Source organism: Arthrobacter sp. FW306-1B-F12A, assembly GCF_058781865.1.
In genome coordinates this window covers 1-3,944 of record NZ_JBYSXD010000091.1, presented here as the reverse complement: position 1 = coordinate 3,944, position 3,944 = coordinate 1, and the positions used below count along the sequence as shown (strand labels likewise).

Here is a 3,944-nt window from a genome sequence, read left to right as displayed (position 1 = left end):
CCACTTGCCCCTCCGCCGCCCAACTGGCTCGCATTTGTTGTCATTTTGAGCCCTCAGAACGAGTCAGTTGGGTCGCCCGGCACCCATGCGCTGCCTGGCGGTGTTGGTGCCCGGACCGACAGGGACATGCGAGGTGGCTTTGGCCAGGCCAAACTGCGGCATGCCGTTGTAGACCACCTCGATTCCCGACGCCGGCACCTGGTAGGTTTCGTGCCACACGCCGATGTCGCCGCTTCCCGCGACTTCCTTCATGAAGCGTCGCCAGGGCGCCAAGTGCGGCGAGTCCCTGTCCGCCGCGAAGCGCCTGAGATGCTCGGGGCTCTCCCAATAGCTGAGCAGAATGGTGGTGCGCCCGAACCACTGTTCGCACCCGAGCAGTCCGGACTCGGGATGCGTTGCGAGATGGCGGAGCATGGTGGGCATTGACGATGCCACTCGCGCCACTTTGCCGATCTTCCACCAACGGTTGGCCCGCATTCCGATAAGGAATACGGTCACCGATTCGCGCCCGGTGTCGGCCGTGAAGCGCCCCGGGAAGATTTCCTGTGCCATGCGAATCCTTCGGTCTGGGAACGGTAGCTCAAGTTCCGCTCGTCGAGTTTCATAACGTCGTTACGAAACAATGTTATGAAACACTTGGAGGCATGGCAAGACCCATCGTTCATGACCAGCTCGTCCGGCAGCGGCTTCTTCAGGTAACGGCCGAACTCGTTGACCGGCACGGCCCTGCGCGAGTCACGCTCCGCGACGTTGCCGCAGCCGCCCAGACCTCAACCACGGCGGTCTACTCACTCTTCGGCGGCAAGGCGCAGTTGCTGACGGCCGCCGTCGACGACGGATTCCGCTCGTTCGGCGACTCGCAACGGCTCGCCGAAAACGGAGGGCTCCGAGGCTTGGGCCTCGCCTACCGTTCCTGGGCACTTGAACATCCAGCCTTGTACCGGCTCATGTTTGGCGGCGCACTTGCCAGCTATGTGGACTGCAGCCCGACGCCGGCAGTCGCCTCGGAAGCGATGCTTCCCCTGATGGAAGCGGTGACCGCCGCGCAGCAAGCGGGGACCGTTCGTGATGCCGAAACCGCGACGATCGCCATGTCCATCTGGGGACAGGTCCACGGACTGGTGAGCCTGGAACTTGCGAACATGGACGAGCCCGGAACCGATTGGGAAGGGATCTACGCCGCCGCGTTGGATGCCGTGGGACGCGGCTGGGCAGCCTGAGCCAGCTTCGCTTCCCTTGGCGGGCGGGTTAGGCGTACACCTTCTCCAGGAAGTCGCCCCAGGCCTTCGCGGTCAGTTCAGAATCGCCGCTGCCGCTGAAATCGTGCACCGTCATGCCCACGGGTGCTCCGAAGGAGTTCCGGCCAAAGAACCGGTAGAGCGTGTCCGCCGTCCGTAGGCCCAGGAAGTGCTGGTTGGAGAAGTCGAGCTCTCCGCTCAGCCGCCCCACGCCGTCGACGTCCACCTCAACCGCGGAACCCCCTGCAACACCGTCCACGCCGAGGGCCTTCTTCAGTTGCACGAAACCGTCGGGGGTCTGCGAGGCCGCCGGGCCCTGGACGTCCGTGAAGACCACGGGCTTGCCGTCGAAGTACTGAAGGTACTGGCCCAGGGTGTGCAGGTAGAACTCGGTGTGCTTGCTGGCGCCGTCGTACTGTTCCTCCCAGTTGTCCGCGAAGATGCCGCTGTGGACGTAGTGCAGCTTGGCCCGGCCGCCGTCGAGCGGTTCGAGCACGTGCTCCAACTGGTTGAACCAGCCGTCCGGCCCGTCCATCCGGGTCACAAGGTGGCTGGGATACTCGTCCACGGTTTTCACGGCCGGCCACTGATCGGTGGGAAACATCCAGGCCGAGGTGTCCTGGGTGACAGCCTGCCAGACCCGTTCAGGAGTGCCGGGCAGTTCGGTGTCGGCCACGATTTCGAATTCACGGTTGTCAGTCATTGTCCTGTTCCTTTTCTGGAGAGTGCTGCGTTGTCTTGAGTGCGGGATGAAGTACGACGACGAGCCGGTGCTTGCGTGCGCCGCTCACTGTTTCGGTCGAAGCGCCGGTACCGCCGTCGTGGTACTTGTCCACGAGCCGGGTCACCGCGACAGCGAGCTCCTCGGCAAATGCGGCACGGTCCGACGCCGACCGGAAGGTGATTTCGCCGTCGATCGCGAAGCTCGCAAGCTTCTTCTTGGCCGCGGCCGCGCCGGCTATCAGCTTGCCCATCTCCTGGACCGTCCGGGCCGCGAGGGCCAGGAGCCAGAAGGCGGAAAAGCGGTCCGAGAAGCGCCGAGGATCCGGCGCCACGGATGCAAGTGCGACCGGCGAGATCAGGTACGACGCCGCCGTCGCGCGCAAAACGCGTTCGGTGACGTTGCCCTTCTTCCGCTCCTCCACGAGTTCGACGAGTCCATGCCGCTCGAGGGCCTTGAGATGGTAGTTGACTTTCTGCCGGGGCAGGCCCACCTTGACCGCCAACTGCGTGGCGGAACCCGGCTCGACCAGTTCCTGCAGAATGCGGGTGCGGATCGGGTCCAGCGACGCTTCCGCCGCGGCGGGATCCTCGATCACTTCGATGTCCAACATGCTTCCATTCTGCCTACCGACAACTTTTATTGTCAAGAACTTTTTTCTCGTCGGAGACCTGGCCATAACCCCGGTAGAATGGACCGGTGATGCAATCCCCCCTTCCAGTGCGCGACGGCGTCAACGCCACCCGCCTGCGCCTCCCGGACGAGGGGCCCTGGGACACCGCGATGGACTACATGATGCACCGCTGGGGTCATATCGACCCCCAGGGCATCGAGGACAGGTTCGACGCCGGCGAAATCGTCGGCGAGGGCGGCGCGCCCCTTGATCGCCGCACCCCGCTCGAAGAACACACCTTCATTTGGTACTACCGCACGCTCCCGCCGGAGACTCGTATGCCGGTGGAGATCAACATCCTGCACCAGGACGAGCACCTTCTGGTCGTCGACAAGCCCCACTTCCTGCCCACCACTCCGGGCGGGACCTACATCCAGGAATCCGCACTCGTCCGTCTCCGGAACCAACTGGACCTGCCGGACCTCATCCCGATGCACCGGCTCGACCGCATGACTGCCGGGGTGTTGCTGCTCTCCACCAATCCGGAGACCCGCGGCAAGTACCAAGTGCTCTTCGAAAAACGGCAGGTGCAAAAGGAGTACGAGTGCATCTCCGCCGTGGCACCCGCCGCGGGCTTTCCCGCCGTCGAATTCCCCGCCGTCGTGCGCAATCGCATGACAAAATCCCGCAGCTACCTTCTCGCCGAGGTGATCGACGGCGAACCCAACGCGGAAACCCGCATTGAGCTGCTGAGAACGTTCGACGGCGGCGCCGCCCGCCGGGCGCTCTACCGGCTTGAGCCCCACACCGGCAAGACCCACCAGCTTCGCGTGCACATGGCTTCGCTCGGGCTGGGAATCGTGAACGACGCGTTCTATCCCGAACTCCTGGACAAGGCCCCGGACGACTACTCCAAGCCGCTGCAATTGCTCGCTCGCGGCATCCGCTTTGTCGACCCCATCAGCAAACAGTCCGTGGAATACCGGAGCCGTCTCGAGCTAGGCGAAGCCCACCCCGCCTGACCCTCCCCCCAAACCATCGCTCACATATGGCGCCCTTTCCCGGGACGCTCGCTCACCAATAACGGCTTTCCCCCAAACCATCGCTCACATATGACGGCCCTTCCCGGGACGCTCGCTCACCAAAAATGAGGAACATGTTCAGCTTGGGGTCGTACCCGAGCGAGCGTCCCGCCAAACACCCACATACCCGAGCGAGCGTCCCGCCAAACACCCACATATGTGAGCGAGCGTCCCGCCAAATACCCACATACCCGAGCGAGCGTCGGGGACGGGGGGACTGCCCCGGCTTTTGTTGACTCGGGGTCTTAGGCCGCTGTGAGCGCGGTCCGGTTGATTGTTTCATATTCGAT

5 protein-coding genes are annotated in these 3,944 nt (G+C 63.9%); 2 read left to right on the top strand and 3 right to left on the bottom strand.

The annotated features are described in order from the left end of the window. Positions 1-63 precede the first annotated feature (63 nt). Complete coding sequence (locus tag AC3WJU_RS22220; RefSeq protein WP_492260887.1) at positions 64-552, bottom strand: DUF4188 domain-containing protein; 489 nt, start codon at positions 550-552, stop codon at positions 64-66. Positions 553-644: 92 nt separating this feature from the next. Between AC3WJU_RS22220 and AC3WJU_RS22215 the strand changes: the two genes are divergently transcribed. Next, positions 645-1,220 (top strand): TetR-like C-terminal domain-containing protein, encoded by a 576-nt coding sequence (locus tag AC3WJU_RS22215; protein WP_059388567.1) that lies wholly within the window; start codon positions 645-647, stop codon positions 1,218-1,220. Between the two features lie 28 nt (positions 1,221-1,248). Here AC3WJU_RS22215 and AC3WJU_RS22210 read toward each other — a convergent pair whose 3' ends face one another. Continuing rightward, positions 1,249-1,941 (bottom strand): SRPBCC family protein, encoded by a 693-nt coding sequence (locus tag AC3WJU_RS22210; protein WP_492260886.1) that lies wholly within the window; start codon positions 1,939-1,941, stop codon positions 1,249-1,251. Then, positions 1,934-2,572, bottom strand: a complete 639-nt coding sequence (locus tag AC3WJU_RS22205) for an ArsR/SmtB family transcription factor (protein ID WP_306963319.1) — start codon at positions 2,570-2,572, stop codon at positions 1,934-1,936. The genes AC3WJU_RS22210 and AC3WJU_RS22205 overlap by 8 nt, the downstream gene beginning before the upstream one ends. Positions 2,573-2,661: 89 nt before the next feature. Between AC3WJU_RS22205 and AC3WJU_RS22200 the strand changes: the two genes are divergently transcribed. Next, positions 2,662-3,594 (top strand): RluA family pseudouridine synthase, encoded by a 933-nt coding sequence (locus AC3WJU_RS22200; RefSeq protein WP_492260888.1) that lies wholly within the window; start codon positions 2,662-2,664, stop codon positions 3,592-3,594. The last annotated feature ends 350 nt before the right edge of the window (positions 3,595-3,944 follow it).